The sequence below is a fragment of the Prosthecobacter dejongeii genome, from assembly GCF_014203045.1.
Taxonomy (GTDB): Bacteria; Verrucomicrobiota; Verrucomicrobiia; order Verrucomicrobiales; family Verrucomicrobiaceae; genus Prosthecobacter; species Prosthecobacter dejongeii.
In genome coordinates, this window is the sequence record NZ_JACHIF010000005.1 from 429,514 (window position 1) to 450,173 (window position 20,660).

The following is a 20,660-nucleotide window of genomic DNA, read 5'->3' on the forward strand; positions in this document are numbered from 1 at the left end:
GTGTTGCTTGAGCTCGGCCCCATTCTGGCCCATAGGCGCTGCCCCTCATGCCCGAAAGAATCCCCGTCATTCTGAATCCGGCCGCCCGCAGCACCCAGGCGGCTGCGCGTGAAAAAGCCATCCGCGCACTGACTCCCGCGCCCGAGCTCATCCTCACGGAAGGCCCCGGCCAGGCCACGGAGCTGGCGGAGAAACTGGCCCGTGAAGGCCACCCGCTCATCGTCGCCGCTGGCGGAGATGGCACCATGAATGAGGTGCTGCAGGGCCTGTGCCGCGTGAATGCCGCCCGTCCTGCGGGGGAAAAACACACGGCGCTGGGCGTGCTGCCGGTGGGGACGATGAATGTTTTTTCGCTGGAGCTGGGCCTGCCCAGTGCGGATCTGCCGGCGTGCTGGGCGCAGATTTCCCAGGGCCGTTTCCGGGAGCTGGACCTGTGGATGGCGAATGACCAGTACTTTGTGCAACTGGCGGGCGTGGGGTTCGATGCCGAGATCATCCAGGAGACCTCCTGGGAGAGCAAAAAACGCTTTGGCCCGCTGAGTTACGTCATGTCTGCCATGCAGGTGCTGACGCGGCAGCCGCCCGTGCTTTCCGTCCACATCGAGGGGCGGCCCTCGCTGCATGGCTCGGTGGTGCTGGTGGGCGCGGGCAGGCATTACGGCGGCCCGGTGCCGGTGTTTCGCCAGGCGTCGAATCAGGACGGGCTGCTGGATGTGCTGGTGTTTCGCGGCCTGGGCGGCTGGGAATTTGCGCAGATGCTGCGGGCGATTTTGGTGGATGGGTATGAGCCTGCGGAGGACATTGATTACCTGCAACTGCGCGAGTTCACCGTGACCTCCACCCCCGCCGCGCCGCTGGAGGTGGATGGCGAGCTGGCCAGCATCGGCACCCCCGTGGTGTTTCAGGCCGCACCGTTCAAGGTGCAGGTGGCGGTGTGAGGCGGGCAGGCCCGACAACCCCAGAAAAGGTGGGTGTGGGGTGAATGTGGCGTGATGGCCGGGGTACCGTTTTTTTGATAGGATTCACAGGATTTTCAGGATTCACAGGAAAGGCCGTTAGGGGGGGGCAGGTTTGGGGCCGGGTAGGGTCGTCCCGCCCCGCATCCGGGACGGTCTAGGAAAAGGCCTAACGGGAAGTGTGGATGAATGGAGCGAACGAGAGCGGGGGAGGTGCCCGTGCGGGACCGTTCCCGATAGGCCCATCCGCCTTTGAAGAAAGGACACACCGCAAGAGATAGGAACACCGCAGAGAAGAGTTTTTCAGAAGGGTTTTCTCTGCGGTGTTCTTACCTCTGCGGTGTTTCAGGCCTGGGGGCGCGCTGGGGAGTGGAATGGGTAGATGGTGGGGGCGAACGGGGGCGGGGGAGGATTTCGTGCGCGTTGGGGGAGTTAGGCGAATAGGCTATTCGCGCTCCGGTCGGGGGTGTGAGGGGGCGTGAGGAGGTGAGGGGTGGGCGTGTGGGTCCGAGTGCGCTTCTCGCGCCCCTCCAGGGCGCGGGGGTGATGGCGCGTTTTTGGTTAGGCGGGGGTCCGGGGGTTCTCGGTGCTGCGCACCTTCACCCCCGGCTATTGTTCTTTCGCCCCTCCAGGGCGGGGGGAGTGTGCAAGGGGGCGGACGATGCGTGCTAGGGCGGACGCATCACTCGGAGAGTGATGGATACTGTACTGCGGACGGGGGCTGATTGAGGGCGAATGAAGGTGGTTTGGTCTTTTGTTCACGGAGGCGAAAAGACGTCCCCCCTCGCCCCGCTTGCGGGGAGCAGGGCCAGGGGTGAGGGGCGGTGGGATGGTCTCGGGGGTCGAGGTCGGAGGTGTCGTTTGAGGGAAAAGGGTGCCTTTTGCGGACGAGGTTTTTCGTGCTGCGACCACCCCTCACCTGGGCCTCATCCCCGCAAGCGGGGAGAGGGAGAGTCTTTTGGAAGCTCGGGATGGAGGTGGCGGACGGGGTTTCTCGCGCCCCTCCAGGGCGCTCATTTTGCGACGCCTTTGGTTATGTCGTCACCGGGGGTTCCGCTCGTGCCTCGCTGCACCCCCGGCTATTGTTCTTTCGCCCCTCCGGGGCGGGGGGAGGAGGCGGACGGGTGCGCTTTGGGGCGGACGCATCACTCGGAGAGTGATGAATACTGTACTGGCGGACGGGTGCGCTTTGGGGCGGACGCATCACTCGGAGAGTGATGAATACTGTACTGGCGGACGGTGCGTGCTGGGGCGGACGCATCACTCGGAGAGTGATGGATACTGTACTGGCGGACGGGGCCATTTCCCCGCCCCGCTTCCCCTTCACCCTGGCAGGCGGGCGGGGTCGGCTTTGCCCCAGGTGCTGGGGGAGAGCATGGTGGTCAGCCAGTGGCGCATGGCTTTGAAGCCGCGCATGAGGGTGCTATCCATCACCTCCTGGCAGCCGAACCGCTGGGCGATGGCCTCCTCCAGGCGGCGGTAGCGGGGCAGGAGGATGAGGGCATGGCGCGGGCGGGTGGTGGCATCGCCACGCTGCGCCACGGTGGGGTGCAGCAGGCCGCGGCAAAGGATCATCTCCTGACTGCTGACGGGCACTTTTTTCTCCGGCAGGAGTAACCACGGGCGATAGACGAAGTGGGCGGTGGGTGCGCCTTCCTCCAGCCGCAGCCAGCCCAGGGTGCGCACGGGCACGCCCCCGGTGCGGCGCGCGAGGAAGCCCCTCACCCCGCGATCCAGATCCGCCTTTTGGGCGCGTTTATTCAGCAGGAAATCCCGGCCCATGAGTGTGCCAAACAGGGTGAGGCGGAAGGACCACCCGGCCAGCAGCAGGCCGATGAGGATGAGGGTGAAGCACACCAGCAGCGCCGGGATGGGCGTGACGGGGATGAGCGCGGCGCTGCCCGTGACCAGCGTGAGCAGGCCCAGCTTCGTCAGCTTCAGCCCGGCATCCACAATGCCAAAGGGCGAAAGCGCGATGAGTACATTCAGCGCGTGGGAGCTGAGCCACACGGCGGCAAAGGCGAAGATGGAAAGCGGCACGGTGAGCCAGGGCGTGTGCAGCACGGCCTCCAGCCCCGCCGTCATGGGCAGCATGGCCAGGCCTGGGGCGGGCAGCCCCTCCAGCGCCTGGGTGGGGATGCGCTGCACCTGCGCCATGGCCAGGGCCACCAGGGGGACAAAGGCGGTGCTGGCCACCAGGGCGCTGGCTTTGTCCTCAAACAGCTCGGCAAAGTCCAGGGGCTTTTTCACCAGGGCGGGGGCGGCTGCGCCCAGGAAGTCCTTTAAAAAACACAGGCCGATGAGCGCCAGGCCCGTGCCCCAGGCATACGGGTGGCAGTACCAGGGCAGGCGATGGCGCAGCGCGGGCTGCGTTTCATAATATTTCCAGGCGCCGATGGCGCTCATGCCTAACAAAGGACTGATGGCCACGCCGGTGATCTCTGACACGCCTTCCGCCAGGGCCACACCGGGCACGATCATGTCCGCCTGCAGCTTTTTTGCCAGCGCCTCCTTCGCGGGTGAGGGCGCGGTTTCCTGAGCCATGGCCGGGGCCAGGGTGAGCAGGCCGAGGGTGAAGGTGAGGCAGACCGATTTCAAAAAGCGTGCATTCATAGAGGCGGCATCAGGGGTGGTGGGGGGACTGCGCAGACGGGTTACAGGATGCCGGAAGTGGGGCGTTTGCCAGTTACAATTTTCAGCGCATCTCCTACCCCTTCTTAAAACGTTGCTCGCACATCGTCCGATCCCGTGCATACTCACCGATGCCTTTTAAAGCTCTTGGCCTTGACGCCAAAATTCTCCAAGCCATCGCCGAAGCGGGTTATACTGAACCGACCCCCATCCAGGCCGCTGCCATCCCGCCCATCATCGCGGGGAATGATCTCATCGGCATCGCCCAGACCGGCACGGGAAAAACCGCCGCCTTCACGCTGCCCGTGCTGACCTGCCTGGCGAATGCCCAAGGCGAAGGCCCGAGCAAGCGCGGCACGAAAGTGCTGATCCTGGCACCCACGCGTGAGCTGGTGGTGCAGATCGAAGAAAACGTCCTGGCTTATGCCAAGCACCTGCCGCTCACCATCGCGAAGGTCTTCGGCGGCGTGGGCGAGCGCCCGCAGATCAACTCCCTGCGCAATGGCTGCGACATCGTCATCGCCACGCCTGGCCGTCTCATTGACCTCATGGGTCAGGGCCACGGCGACTTCAGCGGGCTGAAGCACCTGGTGCTGGATGAGGCCGACCGCATGCTGGACATGGGCTTCCTGCCCAGCATCAAACGCATCGTCCAAAAGATGCCGCGCAAGCGCCAGACGCTGATGTTTTCCGCCACGCTTTCGAAGGAGATCGAGGCCCTGACGCATGAGTTCCAGAGCCACCCGAAGATCGTCCAAATCGGCCGCCGTTCGAACCCGGCGGAGACGGTGACGCAGCTCGTCTATGAAGTGCCCGTGCACCTGAAGCCCTCCCTCCTCAGCCACCTGCTGAAGGATGACCAGATGAACATGGTCCTCGTCTTCACCCGCACGAAACACGGGGCCGACCGCGTGGCGCGGAAGCTGGAGCAGACCGGCGTGCGCTGTGCCACGCTGCATGCGAATCGCTCCCAGAACCAGCGCCTGAAGGCCCTGGCCGATTTCAAATCTGGCGAGGTGCGCGTGCTGGTGGCCACGGACATCGCCGCGCGCGGCATTGATGTGGATGGCATCTCGCACGTGGTGAATTTTGACTTTCCCATGCATGCGGAAGATTACGTGCACCGCATCGGCCGCACCGGTCGTGCGCAGGCCATTGGCGACGCCATCAGCTTCATCAGCCCGGAGGATCAGTCCTCGCTGAAAGCCCTGGAGCGTTTCATCAATCGCGGCCTCATTCGCAAAAAAGCCGAAGGGTTTGACTACAACGCCTCCGCACCTCCCCGCAGCGAAGAGCCGCCACGTTATCGCGATCCACGGGCCCAAGGGCGCGGTGGACGGCCCCAGGGTGGACGAGGGCAGGGTCAAGGAGGTCAAGGGGGTCAAGGGGGTCAAGGTGGACGGCCGCAGGGTCAAGGTGGCCAGGGTGGACGTGCGCAAGGCCAGGGAGGCCAAGGTGGACGCCCGCAGGGTGAACGGCCTGCTCGTGGCGGTCAGGGGGGCGGTGCTCGCGATGCCCGTGGCCCCGGCGGCCAGGGCGGCGGCCAGCCACGCCCCGCGCGTGGGCAGTCCAGCAGCAGCGGCCTGGCCCCCAGCCAGGGCGAGCCAGAAACCGGCAGCAAACGCAGCCTGTGGAAGCGCCTCTCCGGGCGGTGATTTCTCGCGCCCCTCCGGGGCGCGGCGGGTGGTGATGCGTTGTTGGTTAGGCGGCAGTCCGGGGGTTCTCGGTGCTGCGCACCTTCACCCCCGGCTATGAGCTTTCGCCCCTCCGGGGCGGGGGTGGGTGCAAGGGGGCGGACGGGGGTGTGATCCCGCAATCGCGGGACAGGCGCATGTGCGCTCCATGGCGAACGGTGCGTTTTGGGGCGGACGCATCACTCGGAGAGTGATGAATACTGTACTGGCGGACGGTGCGTGCTGGGGCGGACGCATCACTCGGAGAGTGATGAATACTGTACTGGCGGACGTTGCTGTTCCCCCGACCGCTGCGCATGGGGACCGTGCGCCCTACCTCCCGCCCCGGAGGGGCGAAAGAACAATAGCCGGGGGTGGAGCGAGGCTTGGCGAGCGGGAACCCCCGGATGGTTGGAATAACCAACGATGCGGTCAGTGGTGCGCCCTGGAGGGGCGCGAGAAACGTCCGTTCGCCCCCTCGTTGTGACGCGACGTCTGAGGGCACATCACCATCGCACCCGCTGCGCAAGGGGGCATGCGATCTACTTGGCTACCCTTGCCGTTCGCTCCCTCGTTGTGACGCCATGTCTGAGGGTGCATCACCATCGCACCCGCTGTGCAGGGGGGCATGCGACCTACCTGGCCACCTTTGCCGTTAGGCCGATCAAAAAAACACCTTTCCAAAACCGATCCACGCCTCACTCGAAGCCCATAAAAAACGCTGCCCCGGAAAACATCCAGGGCAGCGAAGATCCAGCTTTTAAAAACTGAAGAAAGCTAAAAAAATCAATACACGCGCTCGGTCGTGGTCTGCGTCTGGATCACGCCTGGATACGGGGTGGAGCGCACGACTTCCTCCGTGACGGTGGTCTGCGTCTGCACACGGCGATCTTCATCGTCGTCATCGTAGTCGGTGGATTCACAGGAGGCCAGAGCGAGGAAGCACACGCTGCCGATGCAGGAATAAACGAGTTTTTTCATGAGAGGGATGGGTTTGAAATGATAGGCGTATTGCACAGTTCGTTAGGCGGTTCAGTCGTCACCTTTGATGATGGTGCTGCGGGTGGTCGTGGTGGTTCTTTTTTCCACCGTCGGCTCAGGGGCAGGCACCACCGCAGCGGAGCGGCGGACGATGACCTTATTGGCCACCAGGCTGTCACCATTGCGGGTGTAGTACACGGTCACTGGCAGGCCGGACTTCACGGTCTCGATGGAGACAGGCTGGCCATTTTCATCCACATAGGTGGTGGTCTTGCTGAAGGTGTAGCGGAGGGGATCTGCGGAGGTCTCTGTGCGTACCACCAGGCCTTCGGGGCCGTAGGTATTGATCACGCCGGTGGTGGTGGTCTGGCTGGTTTCCACGGCTGCGGCTGCGCTAGGGGTATTGATGCCACGCACCACTACTTTAGAGGCCACCATGGCATCGCCTTCCTGGCTGTAGTACACCGTCACGGGCAGGCCAGACTTCACCACGGAGGTGGAGACCGGATTGCCATATTCATCCACATAGGTGGTGGTCTCGCGGAAGGTGTAGCGGGAAGGGGCCGCGCCGGTGCTGGAGCGGATGATGATGGACTGCGGGCCGAATTCATTGATGACGCCTTCGGAAGAAGTCGCCGTGACGGTTTCCACCCGCTGCACCTGCGCCAGCAGGGAGGAGGAGGTGAGGAGTGTGGCGGCCAGTAGGCCAGCCTTCAGGGAGTGAGTGAAGAGTGCTTTCATGATGCAGGGATGAGTAGAAGTTTGGTTTTTTTGGGGGCAGGCAGTATCACCACCTGCACTGTCTATTCGCCATGCGGACATTTTCTGTGCGTAACAAAAAGTGCGTTGTGAATTTTAAAATTCTCTGCCATCCATCTTCACCGCCCGGCGCGAATTGGCCCCCGAAATCATTCCTCGACTCTCTGCGGACGCAGGGCCGTTCGGCACGTTTCTATTGGATCAGTCTCTGAATTTCGCTGGCATATCCCTCACTTCCCTGTTCACTCCTCGTATGCGCTCCCCTCACCTCCGGCTGGCTTCCTCGCTCCTCACTGTCGCCTGTTTGTTGCCCACTTTACCCTCGTGCACGCTGGTGGCCACCAAGCCCGCGCGCAACCCTACGGACCATGTCTTTGTCCGCTACTGGCCAGCCCCAGAAGGCAGCCTGAAACTGGCGGTGAAGGACTTCATTGACATCAATGGTCAGGTCACCTCCGCAGGCTCTGCCTACCTGGCGAAGAACAGCCCGCCCGCCACGCAGGATGCTGCCTGCCTGCGCCTGGCGCGTGCGCGCGGTGTCCACATCGTGGGCAAGACGAATGCCAGCGAATTTGGCGTCACGTCCTCCGGCGTGAATCCCCATTTTGGCACGCCGCGCAGCCCGCTCACAGATCGCAAGCACCGCGTCATCTCCGGTGGCTCCTCCAGTGGCTCGGCCGTGTCCGTGGCCACGGGCATGGCAGACGTGGCCTTTGGCACGGATACGGGTGGCTCGGTGCGCATCCCCGCGGCTTGCTGCGGCGTGTATGGGCTGAAGACCACCTATGGCCTCGTCTCCCTGAAAGGCGTCTTCCCCATGTCGCCCAAGAACCTGGACACCGTGGGCCCGCTGGCCAAAACCATCCCCAATCTGGCCACGGGCATGAGCCTGCTGAAGGCCGGTTTTGAAGACGAATACGCCGAGGCCCGGGCCGAGCACCCCAATGGCCGCAGTCTGCGCGTGGGCCGCCTCTACGTGGACGGCACCGACCCTGAAATTGACCGCGCCATTGACTCAGCCCTGAAAAAATCCGGCTTCCGCATCGTGAAACTGGACAAGTCTTTTAAAGACGCCTGGGACCAGGCGCAAAAAGATGGCCTCACCCTGGCTGTGGGAGATGCCTGGACGAATGATGAGCAGTACCGCAACAAGCGCGGTGTGTCCAGCGTCACGAAAGCAACCATTTTGTTAGGCCGCATCGAGCACCTCACTGGCGGTTACGAGGCCGCGCTGAAGCGCAAAGCCGCCTGGCAGCGCACCCTGCGCCGCACCTTTGGCCGTGTGGACCTCATCGCCCTGCCCACGCTGAAGCAGTTGCCACCCGCCATCCCCCGCTTCGGCGGCTCCGCCCTGTTTGAGGCCGTCACCTTCGGATTGCAAAACACCGTGAGCTTCAATTACTCCGGCAACCCCGCTATCGCCATTCCCGTGCCCTTGCAGGGAAAAGAAGTCCCCGTCACCAGCCTGCAACTCGTGGGTCCGCGTTTAAGTGAAGCCGAACTTTTGAACGCTGGGCGCATTGTGAGTTCAAAGCGGTTATGAAAAAATGGTCATCCTTTTGGTTCGGCGTCCGTGCGATTTGCGCATCGGGCATTTTGCTTGCAGGCGCAGTTCAGGCACAGTCCGTGCAGGACCTCGTGAAACAGGGCGAGGTCTATGACCTGAAGCTGGATGCGAACCAGGCCCTGACCTACTACCAGCAAGCAGAAAAGCTGGATCCCCAAAACGCCGATGTGCTCGTGCGCATTGCCCGGCAGTATCGCCATCTCATGGCAGACACCGCCTCCAAAACGGAGAAGCTGAAGCTGGGTAAAATCGCCCTCGGTTACGGCCAGCGCGCCGCCGCCCTGGACCCGAAAAACTCCGATGCGCAACTTTCTCCCGCCATCAGCTACGGGAAGATGCTGCCGCTCCAGGATTCCGGTGAGCAAGTGCGCTGCTCCAAGCTCATCAAACAAGGGGCGGAAAAAGCCATCCAGCTCAATCCGCGCAACGACCTCGCCTGGCACATCATCGGCCGCTGGCATCGCAACGTGGCCGACATCAGCGGTATCAAGCGCACCCTCGCCGCCCTTGTCTATGAAGAGCTGCCGGAGGCCAGCACCACCCAGGCCGTGACCTGCCTGGAAAAAGCCATCGCCCTCAACCCCCGTCGCCTCATTCACTACATCGAGTTAGGCCGCACCCATGCCCAGATGGGCAACAAAAGCGAAGCCCGCAAGCAATTGGCCAAAGGCCTGAAAATGCCCAGCGTGGAAAAAGACGACGAAGAAGCCAAAGCCGTCGGGCGCGCCCTTCTGGCCAAGCTGTAATAGCCCTGCGGTGACGCGGTTTTGGTTAGGCGGGGGGTGGGGGAAAGGCCCCGTCCGCAAGTACAGTATTCATCACTCTCCGAGTGATGCCGTCCGCCCCAAACAGGATGGTCCGCCCTCTTCCGAACGAGCACTGGAACTGCGGGGAGGTGGGGCGAACGGGGGTGGGGCAGAGGTGCGTGCGCGCTGGGGGAGTGAGGCGAATAGGATATTCGCGCTCCGGTCGGGGGTGTGCGGGGTTGTGAGGAGTGGAGGGGTGGGCGTGAGAGTGGGGGCACGCTTCTCGCGCCCCTCCAGGGCGCGGCGGGTGGTGACGCGTTTTTGGTTAGGCTGGGTCCGGGGGTTCTCGGTGCTGCGCACCTTCACCCCCGGCTATTGTTCTTTCGCCCCTCCAGGGCGGGGGGAGGGGGCGGACGGTGCGTTTGGGGGCGGACGGCATCACTCGGAGAGTGATGGATACTGTACTGCGGACGGTGCGTTTGGGGGCGGACGCATCACTCGGAGAGTGATGGATACTGTACTGCGGACGTGGCCATTCTCCCCGCCCCACTGCGCATGGGGGCCGTGCGCCCTGCCTTATTCTTGCACTGCCCCCGCCCTGGAGGGGCGGAAGCGGGTAGCCGGGGGTGGAGCGAGGCTTGGCGAGCGGGAACCCCCGTAGGCACGGAATAACCAACGATGTGGCAAAAGGGTGCGCCCTGGAGGGGCGCGAGAAGGGTACTCGGACCGAGACGCCCACCCCTCCACTCCTGCGAGTCCGAAGGCCGACGGACGGAGCGCGAATATTTTATTCGCCTGACTTTCTTAGCGCGACCGGAGTGTCCGTGCGCGACCGTTCCCGATAGGCCCATCCGCTTTTGAAAAAAGGACACACCGCAAGAGATAGGAACACCGCAGAGAAGAGTTTTTCAGAAGGGTTTTCTCTGCGGTTTTCTTACCTCTGTGGTGTTTCAGGCTTGGGGGCGCGCTGGGGAGTGGAATGGGTCGATGGTGGGGGCGAACGAGGGTGGGGGGAGAGGTGCGTGCGCGCTGGGGGAGTTAGGCGAATAGGATATTCGCGCTCCGGCACGGGGGTGTGCGGGGGTGTGGGGAGGTGAGGGGTGGACGTCTCGGTGCGAGCGACTTTCTCGCGCCCCTCCGGGGCGCAGCGGGTGGTGACGCGTTTTTGGTTAGGCTGGGTCCGGGGGTTCTCGGTGCTGCGCACCTTCACCCCCGGCTATTGTTCTTTCGCCCCTCCGGGGCGGGGGGAGGTGCCAGAGGGCGGACGGTGCGTGCTGGGGCGGACGCATCACTCGGAGAGTGATGAATACTGTACCTTTGCCCCTCACGCCCAAGGCTCACGCCAGGCAGCGGCGGAAAAAATCCACCGTCATGCCCAGTGCTTGGCGCGCCAGCTCGGCATCGTAACGCAGGCCTTCATCGCGGAGGAAGGCGTGCGCGGCATTGAACTCATGCCAGGTGAAGTTCACCCCCGCCGCCGTCAGGGTCTGGTAGATGAGCGCGCGCCCTTCCGCAGGCACGTGCGGATCCTGCCGCCCAAAGACCAGCATCAGCTCTCCGGCGATCTCCGCCGCGCGGGCCAGCGAATCATCGTTCATCCCCGCCCCCAGGCTGCGCTTGTGCAGATCCGTCGGGTAAAAACAGGCCGCAGCGGCGACATCCGGCTGCAGGGCTGCGCGATACGTCAGATGCCCGCCGATGCAGGGGCCGAAGGACCCCAGCCGCCCGGTGCAGGCCTCATGCCCCTTCAGGTAATCCAGAACCGCGCGGTTATCGCCATCATAAGCCGACACCGGCTTTTCCGTTTTCAGGCGATTGCCCACGTCAGACCCGGCCTGGTCATAGGCCAGCACCGTTCCCGCCGCCAGGTACTCATGGTAAATCTCTGGCAGCCCCACCACAAACCCGTGCCCGGCGAGGAATGCAGCGGTGCGGACGATGGGGCCTGTGAGCTGGAAGATCTCTGAGTGAAAGAGCAGCCCAGGGTAGCGCCCGGCGGCGGCAGGCCGCAGGATGAGGGTGCGCATGGGCCCGGTGGGCGTGGGGAGTTCGACGATTTCAGGTTCGCGGAGGGTCATGGGTGAGAGGGGAAAAAAGGAGGGCAGCGGGGAAAGCGGGCGCGTTTGCGGCCATGGTGGCAGGAGATGGGCCGGGTGACAAGAGGCGGGTGCGACAGGGCATGCAGGGGATCTCTTCATTCTCCCTGCAATGCATTTCCTGATTGCCACGTTGGTATGCCTGCTTCACTCTCCGCGCCCATGAGCCAAACAGCCCTCTCTCCCAACGATAACGACCCGTGGTACAAACACCTGACGCCGTATCACTGGTTTGTGTTCATCGTGGCCTCCCTGGCGTGGTTGTTTGACTGCCTGGACCAGCAGCTTTTCCTCCTGGCGCGAAATTCGGCGATGAAGGCCCTGCTGCCGCCGGACATGGACCCGATCAAATACGGCGGTTACGCCACCTCCATCTTCGTGGCCGGCTGGGCCACCGGGGGCCTCATCTTTGGTTCCGTGGGGGACCGCATCGGCCGGGCAAAGACGCTCACGCTGACGGTGCTGATTTATTCCGTCTGCACGGGTCTTTCCGCCTTTTCCAAAGGGTGGGTGGACTTTGCCATTTACCGCTTCCTCACCGGCCTGGGCGTGGGTGGGGTCTTCGGCCTGGCCGTGGCCCTGGTGGCAGACACGCTGCCTGACCGCGCCCGCACCGGCGCCCTGGGCACCCTGCAGGCGCTGTCCGCCGTGGGGAACGTCACCGCCGGTCTCGTCAGCATGCTGATGGGCCGCCTGGAGCAGACGAAGGTGATCGAGGCGGGCGTGTCCTGGAAGTACATGTTCCTCGTCGGTGCCCTGCCCGCATTCCTGTGCGTGTTCATCCAGATCCGCCTGAAGGAGCCTGAAAAGTGGGTGAAAGCGCGCGCCGCCGGCAAGGCAGCCGGGGTGAAATTCGGCTCATACTCAGCCCTGCTGGGGGATGTGCGCTGGCGCAAAAATGCGCTGCTGGGCATGGTGCTCTGCATCGCGGGGGTGATCGGCCTGTGGGGCATCGGCTTCTTCAGCCCTGAGCTGGTGGGGGATGTGATGCAGCGTTCTCTGGAGGCGGAAGGCGTGCCTGCGGCTGAGATCGCGGGTCAAAAGACTTACTGGATCGGCGTGAACTCCATCGTCCAAAACATCGGCGCCTTCATCGGCATGCTGCTGTTCACCAAATTCGCGCAGAGCCTGGGGCGGAAAAAAGCCTTCGCCATCGCCTACATCGCGGCCTTGGTGGCCACCGTCGGTTACTTCCAGCTTTTCAATGGCCGGGGTGACATCTGGATGAGCGCCATCATGGGTGGCTGCCAGCTCGCCCTGTTTGCCGGGTTTGCCATTTACCTGCCAGAGCTCTTCCCCACCAGCCTGCGCAGCACCGGCACGAGCTTCTGCTACAACGTGGGCCGTTTTGTGGCGGCCAGCGGTCCCTTCACCCTCGGCACTCTGCAGGCCGGACTGAAGGCAGGCGCGACGACGCCCGAGGCGAAGCTGGAGGCCTTCCGCAATGCCTGCTCTTACATGAGCGCGATCTTCCTCCTCGGTCTGGTGGCCCTGCTGTTCCTGCCTGAGACCAAAGGCCGCGCCATGCCGGAAGATTGATCCCGCGACGGTGCCGTGATTTTTTTCGGAGAAGCCCAGGTCTGTCACAGGCCTGGGTTTTTTCGTAGCTAGGCCACCCGGAAAGCTCAGGGAAGCCCCCTCGCTCAGAGCCCCAGGATGCCCCGTCTCCCGAACGACACCGCCCGCCCTGCCCTCTGTCCCCCGCTGCCGGAGGCACCGCAGCAGGTAGCCCGGGGTCAAGTGAGTCCCGCGTGAGGGACGAACGCACCCCTGGTGGTGCAAAGACGTCGCCCCACGCAAGGTCGCATCCTGGAGGGATGCCAGCGGTGTGGTCTCGGTCTAACATCTCTGGGGTGGGGGGGTGGGTCCGAGGGCGCTTCTCGCGCCCCTCCAGGGCGCGGTAGGTGTGGATGCGTTGTTGGTTAGGCGGGGGTCCGGGGGTTCTCGCTCGCCAAGCCTCGCTGCACCCCCGGCTATTGTTCTTTCGCCCCTCCGGGGCGGGGGAGGGTGCCAGGCGGAAAGGTAGGGCGCAGGGTCCCCAGGCGCAGCGGGTTGGGGGAACGGCCCCGTCCGCAAGTACAGTATTCATCACTCTCCGAGTGATGCGTCCGCCCCTGGCATCGGCAAGGCGTGAGCGCTTCCAGCCCTCTTTCTCCCCGCTCGCTGAGGCCAAGATGGCCTCACTCCTGGGGTGCTTCAGCCGTCGCTGAGGGGGAAGTGGGGGCGGGCGTGGCTTTGGTGTGGCTTCGAGCTTCAAAGACCACCTGCTGGCGCAGGCGGCTACGGGGGGAGCGCTGAGGCCAGGATGGCCTCACTCCTTGAGCCCGCCTCCATCCGCCCCCTTGCGCACTCCCCGCCCCGGAGGGGCGAAAGAAGAGGAGCCGGGGGTGGAGCGAGGCTTGGCGAGCGGGAACCCCCGGATGGGTGGAATAACCAACGATGTGGTCAGAGGTGCGCCCTGGAGGGGCGCGAGAAGGGGCGATTGCACCCCCGATTCACCCCGGGGATGTTAGACCAAGCGCACGCCGCTGGCATCCTTCCAGGATGCGACCTTGAGTTAGGCGACGTCTTTGTACCACCAGGGGTGCGTTCGTCCCGCAGGCGGGACTCACTTTACCCCTGGCTATCGGCTGCGATGCCTCCGGCATCGGGGGGAGGCGAGGGGCGACGGCATCACTCGGAGAATGATTCATCCTGTACTGCCAAGGAGGCGAACGGGGGTGGGGGAGGTGTCCGTGCGCGCTGGGGGAGTTCGGCGAATAGGATATTCGCGCTCCAGTCGGGGGTGTGCGGGGGCGTGAGGAGTTGAGGGGTGGGCGTGAGAGTGGGGGCACGCTTCTCGCGCCCCTCCAGGGCGCAGGTACAGTATTCATCACTCTACGAGTGATGCGTTCGCCCCACACAGGGTGGTCCGCCCCCTCCGAACGAGCCCTGGAAGCGTTGGGCAGGTGAGGCGAACGAGGGTGGCTTAGGTGTTCGTACGCGCTGGGGGAGTTAGGCGAATAGGATATTCGCGCTCCGGTCGGGGGTGTGCGGGGGCGTGGGGAGGTGAGGGGTGGGCGGTTGGGTCCGAGTGCGCTTCTCGCGCCCCTCCAGGGCGCGGTAGGTGTGGATGCGTTGTTGGTTAGGCGGGGGTCCGGGGGTTCTCGCTCGCCAAGCCTCGCTGCACCCCCGGCTATTGTTCTTTCGCCCCTCCGGGGCGGGGGAGGGTGCGAAGCCGCGAAGCGAATGTCCGCGCCCCTCCGGGGCGGTGCAAGGCGGAAAGGTAGGGCGCAGGGTCCCCAGGCGCAGCGGGTTGGGGGCCAGGGGGGCAAAGGGGGCTGTGAGGTCGTCTGCGGCAGTACAGTATTCATCACTCTCCGAGTGATGCCGTTCGCCCCACACAGGATGGTCCGCCCCCTTCCGCCCTTCCACCTTCCGCTTTCCCGCCCCCCCATTTCCTTCCGCCTGCTTGCGCGCGGCCGGCGTATTGTTTACTTCAACCCCAGGGCTTGTTTGACAAGCTGCACGCCCACCCCTTCATTACCTCACCATGTCTCACCCCGAAGATTTCCCCAGCTCCATCTCCCCCAGCAACTACATTTATCCTACCGTCATTGAGACCGAAGGCCGCAATGAACGCCAGTATGATATTTTCTCCCGCCTGCTCAAGGATCGCATCATCTTCCTAGGCAGCGACGTGAATGACCAAGTCGCCAACGTCATCATCGCCCAGTTCCTCTTCCTCCAGATGGCGGACCCGAAGAAGGACATCCACTTTTACATCAACAGCCCCGGCGGCTCCGTCACCGCCGGCCTCGCCATCTATGACACCATGCAGTTCGTCACCTGCGACGTGAACACCTACTGCATCGGCATTTGCGCCAGCATGGGCGCCGTCCTCCTGGCCTCCGGCACCAAGGGCAAACGTTTCGCCCTGCCGAACAGCGACATCATGATCCACCAGGTCTCCGGGGGTGCCCGTGGTACCGCGAGCGATGTGGAGCGCACCGTGGACTTCATGTACAAACTGAAGCGCCGGCTCAATCGCATCCTCGCCCACCACTGCGGCAAGACCCCCGAAGTCATCGAGCGCGATGCTGACCGCGACAATTACATGAGCGCCGAAGAAGCCGCCGCTTACGGCCTGGTGGACAAAGTCCTCCAGAGCAATCGCGAGCTCATGGCCCACACCGCCGCTTAAGCTCCCCCCCGCCGAGTCGCGCGAATTTTTTTTCCGCGCTCAGCTCCCGCCGCTGTGGGTTCCCCCCCCCAGCGGCCTCGGGCATCCTTTTCAGCAGAGCCGCGCGCCCTTTTGACCGGGCACGGCTCTTGCTAAAGACAGCCCTGTTACCGTGGTAGATGCGCCTTTTCTTAGGCGTATTCAGCGTCACGCCTGCTTGACGCCCCCACCCCCTTCATGTCACACTGAATTATGCCTCGCGCCTCGACAGTTACCCTGTGCTCCTTTTGCGGCAAAAGCCATGCGGAGGTGCGCAAACTCATCGCAGGGCCAGGCGTGTACATTTGTGACAACTGCATCGGTGTTTGCAAAGCCATCCTGGATAAAGAAGCCGCGCAGGAGACTGAGACGCTGCCCGTCCTCTCCGTGCCCAAGCCTGTGGACATCACCGCCATCCTGGACCAGCACGTCATCGGCCAGGCCCAGGCAAAAAAAGTCCTTAGCGTGGCCGTGCATAACCACTACAAGCGCATCCTGCACAGCCAGCAGCAGGCCGCCAAAAAAGAAGGCAACGCCCGCAAGATGCCCGGCCCGGATGATGTGGAGCTGGAAAAGAGCAATGTCCTCCTCCTGGGCCCCACCGGTTGCGGCAAGACCCTCCTGGCCAAGACCCTGGCCAAGATCCTCAACGTCCCCTTCAGCATCGCCGATGCCACCACTCTGACCGAGGCCGGCTACGTGGGGGAAGATGTGGAAAACATCATCCTGCGTCTGCTTCAGGCGGCGGATTACGACATCGCCAAGGCGGAGATCGGCATCATCTACATTGATGAAATTGATAAAATCGGCCGCACCACCGGCAACGTCAGCATCACCCGCGACGTGTCCGGTGAAGGCGTGCAGCAGGCCCTGCTGAAAATCATCGAAGGCACCGTCTGCAACGTGCCGCCCCAGGGCGGGCGCAAGCACCCGCAGCAGGAATACATCCAGGTGAATACGGAGAACATCCTCTTCATCTGCGGCGGCGCCTTCGTGGGCCTGGAAGACATCATCAAACGCCGCAAGGGCAAACAAACCCTCGGCTTCAACATGGCCGCCCCTGTGGCTGAAGACGAGAAAAAAGGCCCCCTGGTGGTGGAGCCCGAAGACCTCCTGGGCTACGGCCTCATCCCCGAATTCATCGGTCGCCTGCCCGTCATCTGCTCGCTCGAGGCCCTGTCTGAACAAGAACTCGTCCGCGTGCTCACCGAGCCGAAGAACGCCCTGCTGAAGCAGTACGCCAAGCTCATGAACATGGACGGCGTGGACCTGAACATCAATAAAGAAGGCCTCCTCGCCATGGCCCGCGAGGCCGCCAAACGCGGCACCGGCGCACGCGGCCTGCGCAGCATCTTCGAGCGCATCATGCTCGACGTCATGTACGACGTGCCCAGCCGCGTGGACGTGCGCTCCGTCTCCATCAACGAAGCCGTCGTCAAAGGCGAACGCCCGCCCATCCTGCGCAAGCGCATCGAGCGCAACGCCGCCTAACAGGAAGCGTGTTTCCCGTCTCAGGGAAGTGCGTGCAAAGGGGGCGGGTGCTGGTACAGGATGAATCACTCTCCGAGTGATGCCGTCCACCCCACACAGGATGGTCCGCCCCCTCCGAACGAGTCGTGAATGCGCGCGGGCAGGTGGGGCGAACGGGGGCTGATTTAGAGAGAACGATCATCGGACGGTCTTCAGCCAATGAAGGCGAAAAGACGTCCCCCCTCTCCCCGCTTGCGGGGTTGCGAAGCCGCGAAGCGAAAGGGCCAGGGGTGAGGGGCGGTGGGATGGTCTCGAGGGGGGCGAGGGCGGAGGTGTCGTTTGAGGGAAAAGGGGTGCCTTTTGCGGACGGCGTTCTGCGTGCTGCGACCACCCCTCACCTGGGCCTCATCCCCGCAAGCGGGGAGAGGGAGGGTCTTTTGGAAGCTCGGGATGGCGGAGGCGGACGGGGGGGCTCGCGCCCCGCCAGGGCGCGGGGAGGGTGGACGCGTTTTTGGTTAGGCGGGGGTCCGGGGGTGCTCGGTGCAGCGCACCTTCACCCCCGGCTATTGTTCTTTCGCCCCTCCGGGGCGGGGGGAGGGTGCAAGGGGGCGAACGTGGGTGTGATCCCGCAGGCGCGGGACGCGAGGACGCAGAACTCGGCACGCGAGACGCGTGCGCTCCATGGCGGACGGGGCCTGTCTGGGGCGGACGGCATCACTCGGAGAGTGATGGATACTGTCCTTGCGAACGTGGGCGGGCTCAAGGAGTGAGGCCATCCTGGCCTCAGCGAGCGGGGAGGAAGAGGGCTGGAAGCGCTCACGCCTGGCCGGTGCCAAGGGGGCGGACGAGGATGTGAGATGGGAGTTCCGCGAGACGCAGAACTCGGCACGCGAGACGCGTGTGCTCCATGGCGGACGGTGCGTTTTGGGGCGGGCGGCATCACTTGGAGAGTGATGGATACGGTACGTAACTCTGGGAGGCGGTGAGGGGTGACGCGTTGTTGGTTAGGCGGGGCTCTGGGGGAGAGTGCTTTTGAGAGCGTGGGGGGGAATCAGGGGGCTTTTTCGGCGAGGACGCCGCCGCCGTGGGGGGCGCCGAAGCGGAGGCCGACCTGGACGCTGGGGAAGTGGAGCTGCCAGGCGGCGTGGATGGCCCGACGGCGACTGAGGATGCCGAGCAGGGCGAGCAGGCTGGCCCCGGCGGCAAGGCCGATGGCGTAGGCGCGGCCGAGCTGGAGGTGGGCGGGGCTGAGGGGACCCTGGGAGATGCGGTGCTGCTTTTCCAACTGCTGGAGGCGGGTGGCGATGAGGCGGAGGCTCTGGCTGAGGCGGTCTTCCAGGGGCTGGCCTTTCTGCATCATGAGGGGGGCCAGGCGCTGCGGCAGGGCATTGAGCTCAGCCGTGGGGTAGCGCTGCCAGAGGCCGGGGCTGAGGGAGACGCCCAGGGAATCGCTAGCGCGGTCGTAGGCCAGCAGGACGGCCTCGCGCTGGGGGCTCCAGTGCTGGCGGAGGCGGCGGGCGTGGCTGCGCACGGTCTCGCCGGAGGGGAGGAAGGTGCCGGCGGTGAACCAGAGATCCACCCCGAGATCGGCGCGGAAGGCGGCGATGTCGCGGGCGAGCTCGGTCTGGCGGGTTTCGGAAAGTGCGCGGGTGTCATCCCGCAGGCCGGGCGTGGGGGCGGCGGGGAGGTCCTCCGCCACGGCAGGCAGGGCCAGGGCCAGGCTGGCGGCGAGGTGGAGGAGGGGGAAACGCAGCGTCATGGCAGGGCGGGCTTACTTTGGCCCCGGGTGGCTGGGGGTGCAACTGCGGGGCTGGGGCGGGCGCGCTGGGGGGGGCACGCTCGGCCTTAAACGCTGGGGTATTCCCAACCGGGACGGTAGGCGCGGCGAAGGAGTTTGCTGGCCTCGGGGTCGCCCAGGATGGTTTCGGTTTCGGCATCCCAGGCGATGCTGCGCCCGGCTTTCCAGCTCAGCATGCCGAGCATGGGCAGGCAACTGGAGCGGTGGGCGCTTTCGATATCGGCCACGGGTTTGCGCCCGGTTTCGATGGCCTGGATGAAGTCGGCCCAGAGGAGGGAGATGTTGTGGCCATCGGGCTCCTGCAGTTGGTGGTCGCCGTGGGTGGGGGCTTCTTTGGCATTGACGGGGTAGAAGGTCCAGCCGTCGCGCCAGCCGATGTGGAGCACGCCTTTTTCACCGTAGAAGTAGGCACCGATCTTGTGCTTTTCGTTGTTGTTTTCGGCAAATTTGCGGTGTTCCCAGACGGCGGTGAATTGCTCGAACTCAAAGGTGGCGACTTGGTGATCTGGGGCGTCGGTGGTCTGCTCTTGGTCGTTGAGGATGGCGGGGCCGAAGATGGGTCGCCCGCCGGTGCAGAAGACTTTTTTCGGGCCTTTTTCGCCGCTCCACCAGAGGACTTGGTCCAGCCAGTGCACGCCCCAGTCGCCCAGGGTGCCATTGGCGTAGTCTAGGAAATGGCGCCAGCCGCCGGGGTGGAGTTTGGTGTTGAAGGGGCGCAGGGGGGCGGGGCCGCACCACTGGTCCCAGTCGAGGCCGTCGGGGATTTTGCTGTTGGGTTTGGGGGCTTCAGGGCCGCCTTTGCTATCGGCAAACAGGCGCACCATGCCGACTTTGCCCACCTTGCCAGATTTCAGGAAGTCCATGGCCTGGACGTGATGCGGGCCGATGCGGCGATGCAGGCCGACCTGGACGGTGACGCCGGCCTGCTGGGCGGCCTGGACCATGGCGCGGCTCTCGTGGATGGTGTGGCCGGTGGGTTTCTCGACGAAGACGTGGGCGCCGGCTTTGCAGCAGGCGATGGATTGCAGGGCGTGCCAGTGATCGGGCGTGGCGATGATGACGAGGTCGGGCTTGGCCTCGGCCAGCATTTCGCGGTAGTCTTTGTAGCCTTTGGCGGCATCGCCACTTTCGGTTTTGACGTCTTCGAGGCTGTTGGCCAGGACGTTTTCATCCACGTCGCAGAGGGCGACGACCTGGACGCGGCCGTGGCCCAGGGCCTCGCGCAGGATGTTCATGCCCCACCAGCCGCTGCCGATGAGGGCGAGGCGGAATTTTTTGCTCTGCTGGCCGAGGAGCGGCAGGGCGGAAAAGGCGAGAGACGCGGTGGTGGCCGTGGTGAGGAAGGAACGACGGGAGGTCATGCGGGTGAAAGCATGAACGAAAGGGGAGGGCGGAGTCAATCAACGAGGATGAAAAAGGGTGGGTGGGGGTTGGCGGTGGTTGGCGGTGGTTGGCGGTGGTTGGTGGGGTTGGTGGGGTTGGTGGTGGTTGGCGGTGGTTGGCGGTGGTTGGCGGTGGTTGGTGGGGTTGGTGGGGTTGGTGGGGTTGGTGGTGGTTGGTGGGGTTGGCGTGGTTGGCGTGGTTGGCGTGGTTGGCGTGGTTGGCGTGGTTGGCGTGGTTGGCGGTGGTTGGCGGTGGTTGGTGGGGTTGGTGGGGTTGGTGGGGTTGGTGGGGTTGGTGGGGTTGGTGGGGTTGGCGTGGTTGGTGGGGTTGGCGTGGTTGGCGTGGTTGGCGTGGTTGGCGTGGTTGGCGTGGTTGGCGGTGGTTGGTGGGGTTGGTGGT

Annotated in this window: 13 protein-coding genes and 1 pseudogene; 7 read left to right on the forward strand and 7 right to left on the reverse strand. The window is 64.3% G+C overall.

Annotated features, from left to right (window positions below; translation table 11 throughout):
* Positions 1–47 precede the first annotated feature (47 nt).
* Positions 48–938, forward strand: a complete 891-nt coding sequence (locus HNQ64_RS14285) for a diacylglycerol/lipid kinase family protein (RefSeq protein ID WP_184209717.1) — start codon at positions 48–50, stop codon at positions 936–938.
* A 1,341-nt stretch (positions 939–2,279) separates the two neighbouring features.
* Here HNQ64_RS14285 and HNQ64_RS14290 read toward each other — a convergent pair.
* Positions 2,280–3,569: a hypothetical protein gene (locus tag HNQ64_RS14290; RefSeq protein WP_184209719.1), complete on the reverse strand. Its 1,290-nt coding sequence runs from the start codon at positions 3,567–3,569 to the stop codon at positions 2,280–2,282.
* 149 nt (positions 3,570–3,718) lie between these two features.
* Here HNQ64_RS14290 and HNQ64_RS14295 point away from each other — a divergent pair, with 149 nt between their 5' ends.
* Positions 3,719–5,242 (forward strand): DEAD/DEAH box helicase, encoded by a 1,524-nt coding sequence (locus tag HNQ64_RS14295; RefSeq protein WP_184209720.1) that lies wholly within the window; start codon positions 3,719–3,721, stop codon positions 5,240–5,242.
* An 804-nt stretch (positions 5,243–6,046) separates the two neighbouring features.
* On the opposite strand, the gene HNQ64_RS14300 is transcribed toward HNQ64_RS14295, so the two are convergent.
* Together HNQ64_RS14300 and HNQ64_RS14305 are read right to left on the reverse strand one after the other, a co-directional pair.
* A complete protein-coding gene (locus HNQ64_RS14300) occupies positions 6,047–6,241 on the reverse strand; it encodes a hypothetical protein (protein ID WP_184209722.1) in 195 nt (64 codons plus the stop codon).
* Positions 6,242–6,292: 51 nt separating this feature from the next.
* Positions 6,293–6,982, reverse strand: coding sequence for a hypothetical protein (locus HNQ64_RS14305; RefSeq protein WP_184209724.1), 690 nt, complete (start codon positions 6,980–6,982; stop codon positions 6,293–6,295).
* A 271-nt stretch (positions 6,983–7,253) separates the two neighbouring features.
* Between HNQ64_RS14305 and HNQ64_RS14310 the strand changes: the two genes are divergently transcribed.
* A complete protein-coding gene (locus HNQ64_RS14310; protein ID WP_184209726.1) occupies positions 7,254–8,543 on the forward strand; it encodes an amidase in 1,290 nt (429 codons plus the stop codon).
* Complete coding sequence (locus HNQ64_RS14315; RefSeq protein ID WP_184209728.1) at positions 8,540–9,313, forward strand: tetratricopeptide repeat protein; 774 nt, start codon at positions 8,540–8,542, stop codon at positions 9,311–9,313. Before HNQ64_RS14310 ends, HNQ64_RS14315 begins: the two co-directional genes overlap by 4 nt.
* Positions 9,314–10,650: 1,337 nt before the next feature.
* Here the strand turns inward: HNQ64_RS14315 and HNQ64_RS14320 are convergent.
* A complete protein-coding gene (locus tag HNQ64_RS14320; protein WP_184209730.1) occupies positions 10,651–11,391 on the reverse strand; it encodes a dienelactone hydrolase family protein in 741 nt (246 codons plus the stop codon).
* 156 nt (positions 11,392–11,547) lie between these two features.
* Here HNQ64_RS14320 and HNQ64_RS14325 point away from each other — a divergent pair, with 156 nt between their 5' ends.
* The 3 genes from HNQ64_RS14325 to clpX all read left to right on the forward strand — a co-directional run bounded on the left by HNQ64_RS14325 (position 11,548) and on the right by clpX (position 17,101).
* Complete coding sequence (locus HNQ64_RS14325) at positions 11,548–12,948, forward strand: MFS transporter (protein ID WP_246431053.1); 1,401 nt, start codon at positions 11,548–11,550, stop codon at positions 12,946–12,948.
* Between the two features lie 1,993 nt (positions 12,949–14,941).
* Entirely contained in the window at positions 14,942–15,592 is a 651-nt protein-coding gene (locus tag HNQ64_RS14330; protein WP_184209734.1) for an ATP-dependent Clp protease proteolytic subunit, read from the forward strand.
* Positions 15,593–15,823: 231 nt separating this feature from the next.
* Positions 15,824–17,101, forward strand: a complete 1,278-nt coding sequence (gene clpX / locus HNQ64_RS14335; RefSeq protein ID WP_184209736.1) for an ATP-dependent Clp protease ATP-binding subunit ClpX — start codon at positions 15,824–15,826, stop codon at positions 17,099–17,101.
* Positions 17,102–18,131: 1,030 nt separating this feature from the next.
* Here clpX and HNQ64_RS14340 read toward each other — a convergent pair.
* From HNQ64_RS14340 to HNQ64_RS24175, 3 genes and pseudogenes are all read right to left on the reverse strand, one after another.
* On the reverse strand, positions 18,132–18,839 hold the full coding sequence (locus HNQ64_RS14340; RefSeq protein WP_184209738.1) for a hypothetical protein: 708 nt from the start codon (positions 18,837–18,839) through the stop codon (positions 18,132–18,134).
* Between the two features lie 86 nt (positions 18,840–18,925).
* Positions 18,926–20,239, reverse strand: a complete 1,314-nt coding sequence (locus HNQ64_RS14345; protein WP_184209740.1) for a Gfo/Idh/MocA family protein — start codon at positions 20,237–20,239, stop codon at positions 18,926–18,928.
* A 39-nt stretch (positions 20,240–20,278) separates the two neighbouring features.
* A pseudogene (locus HNQ64_RS24175) lies at positions 20,279–20,660 on the reverse strand (hypothetical protein); the annotation flags it as partial.